Origin of the sequence: Phenylobacterium sp. (assembly GCF_030697925.1) — a bacterium.
GTDB lineage: Bacteria > Pseudomonadota > Alphaproteobacteria > Caulobacterales > Caulobacteraceae > Phenylobacterium.
On the sequence record NZ_JAUYOJ010000042.1, the window covers coordinates 1 to 2,460 of the forward strand.

Sequence of the window (2,460 nt, forward strand, 5' to 3'; positions counted from 1 at the left end):
GCGGCTCCGACAGTCTTGACGGTTCCGTCGCGCTCGGCGCGGATGATGTTCTGCATCTTCATGGCCTCGACGATGGCGACCTGCTCGCCGGTCTTGACCTCCTGGCCGATGGCGACGTCGAGCGAGACCACGAGCCCGGGCATGGGCGAGAGGATCATCTTGGAGGTGTCGGCGGCCTGCTTGGGCGGCAGCTTCTCGTGCAGCTCGGCCGAGCGGGGGGTGAGGACGAGCACATGGGCCTGGGCGGCGCGATGGCGGATGACGAAGCCCTCGGCGAGCGGCCGGACCTGGGCGGTGAAGGGGATGTGGTCGAGGCTGGCGCGGAAGACCGGCTGGCCGGGCTTCCAGGCGATCTCGGTCAGGCTGAGCTTGCGGTCCTCGCCGAGAAACTCGACCCGGAAGGCGTCGCCGCCATTGGCGAGCCTGACGAGGCGCCGCGCGCCGTTCTCGATCACCACCCACTCGTCGCGCACCAGCTGCGGCGCCGAGCGGGCGGTGAGCTTGGTGTGCATGGCGCAGGCCACCGCCGCCATCAGGTCGCGCTGGAAGTCGGTGGGGGCGGTCCCGTGGAAGCCGCCCGGGAACTCGTCCTTGATGTAGTTGGTCGACAGCTGGCCCGAACGGAAGCGCTCCTGGTCCATCACCGCGGCCAGGAACGGGATGTTCTGGGAGAGACCCTCGATGTGGAAGTCCTCCAGCGCCCGGCCCATGGCGTCGATGGCGGCCAGCCGGCTCGGCGCCCAGGTCGACAGCTTGGAGATCATCGGATCGTAGAACATCGAGATCTCGTCGCCCTCGCGCACCCCGGCGTCGTTGCGCACCACGATCTCGCCGAGCTGGCCCTCCCGCGGGGGTGAGTACCTGACCAGCCGGCCGATCGAGGGCAGGAAGCCGCGATAGGGGTCCTCGGCATAGATCCGGCTCTCGATCGCCCAGCCGTTGATCGCAAGGTCGGACTGCTGGAACTGAAGTTTCTCGCCATAGGCCGAGCGGATCATCTGCTCGACCAGGTCCAGGCCGGTGATCAGCTCGGTGACCGGGTGCTCCACCTGCAGCCGGGTGTTCATCTCCAGGAAGTAGAAGCTCCTGTCCTGACCGGCCACGAACTCCACCGTCCCGGCCGAGTCGTAGTTCACCGCCTGGGCCAGCGCCACGGCCTGGGCCCCCATCGCATTGCGGGTCGCCTCGTCCAGCAGCGGGCTGGGCGCCTCCTCGATGACCTTCTGGTTGCGGCGCTGGATCGAGCACTCGCGCTCGAACAGGTGGACCACGTGGCCGTGCTTGTCGCCCAGCACCTGGATCTCGATGTGCCGCGGGCTCTCGATGAACTTCTCCAGGAAGATCCGGTCGTCGCCGAAGCTCGACTTGGCCTCCGACCTCACCGCCGGGAAGCCCTCCTCGACGTCCTGGCGGCTCCAGGCCACCCGGATGCCCTTGCCCCCGCCCCCGGCCGAGGCCTTGATCATCACCGGATAGCCGATCTCCTCGGCGATCCTGACCGCATGGGCCGTGTCGTCGATCTCGCCCACATGGCCCGGCACCACCGAGATCCCGGCCGCCGCGGCAAACAGCTTGGACTGGATCTTGTCGCCCATCGCCTCGATGGCGCCCGGGTTGGGGCCGATGAACACGATCCCCTCATCGGCCAGGCGCTTGGCGAAGCCGGCGTTCTCGCTCAGGAACCCGAACCCCGGATGCACCGCCTCGGCCCCGGTCTCGCGGCAGGCCGCCACGATCTTGTCGGCCACCAGATAGCTCTCGGCCGCCGCCGCCCCGCCGATGAACACCGCCTCGTCGGCCAGCTCCACCGCCAGCGAATCCGCATCGGCCTCCGAATAGACAACCACCGTCGCAATCCCCAGACGACGGCAGGTCCCAATGATCCGGACCGCAATCTCGCCCCGGTTGGCGATGAGGATCTTCTTGAACATGGCTTAGGCCGCCATCTCGGTTTCCAGGGCCTGCAGCACGCTGACCGCGGCCTTCACCGAGGCCGGCCTGGGCGGGAAGGCGCATTCCAGATCGACGATCCGGTCATTGAGCGCCGCGCAGGCGCAGGTGAGTTGCACCGAAGGGCCGTGTCGACGGCCGACCGCGACGATCCGACGGATCTCGTCCAGCCCCAGCCCCGCCTCGCGCAGGCGCAGGATGAACAGCAGCCGGTCGCGCTCGGCTAGGTCCAGCCGGCGGCGGTTGGCGCGGTTGCGGTGCGGCTTGATCAGGCCGACGTCGTCATAGTGGCGGATGGCGCGCGGGGTCACGCCATAGGTGCGGCTGAGCTGGGTGAGCGAGAACTCGGGGGAAGCGGACATCGCGGTTCCTACAGCGGGATATTGTCGTGTTTTTTCCAGGGATTGGCGAGTTGCTTGCCGCGCAGGTTGTTGAGCGCGCGGGCGATGCGCCTACGGGTGGCGTGGGGCATGATGACGTCGTCGATATAGCCACGGGAGGCGGCGACGA

3 protein-coding genes are annotated in these 2,460 nt (G+C 68.3%); all 3 read right to left on the bottom strand.

All coding sequences use genetic code 11. The features are described 5' to 3' along the window. Positions 1–1,931: acetyl/propionyl/methylcrotonyl-CoA carboxylase subunit alpha (locus Q8Q88_RS04880; protein WP_305674076.1), on the bottom strand; the 1,931-nt coding region annotated here is incomplete at its 3' end. 3 nt (positions 1,932–1,934) lie between these two features. Further along, positions 1,935–2,312: a MerR family transcriptional regulator gene (locus Q8Q88_RS04885; RefSeq protein WP_305674077.1), complete on the bottom strand. Its 378-nt coding sequence runs from the start codon at positions 2,310–2,312 to the stop codon at positions 1,935–1,937. An 8-nt stretch (positions 2,313–2,320) separates the two neighbouring features. Continuing rightward, the coding region (locus Q8Q88_RS04890; protein WP_305674078.1) for a carboxyl transferase domain-containing protein at positions 2,321–2,460 on the bottom strand (140 nt) is incomplete at its 5' end.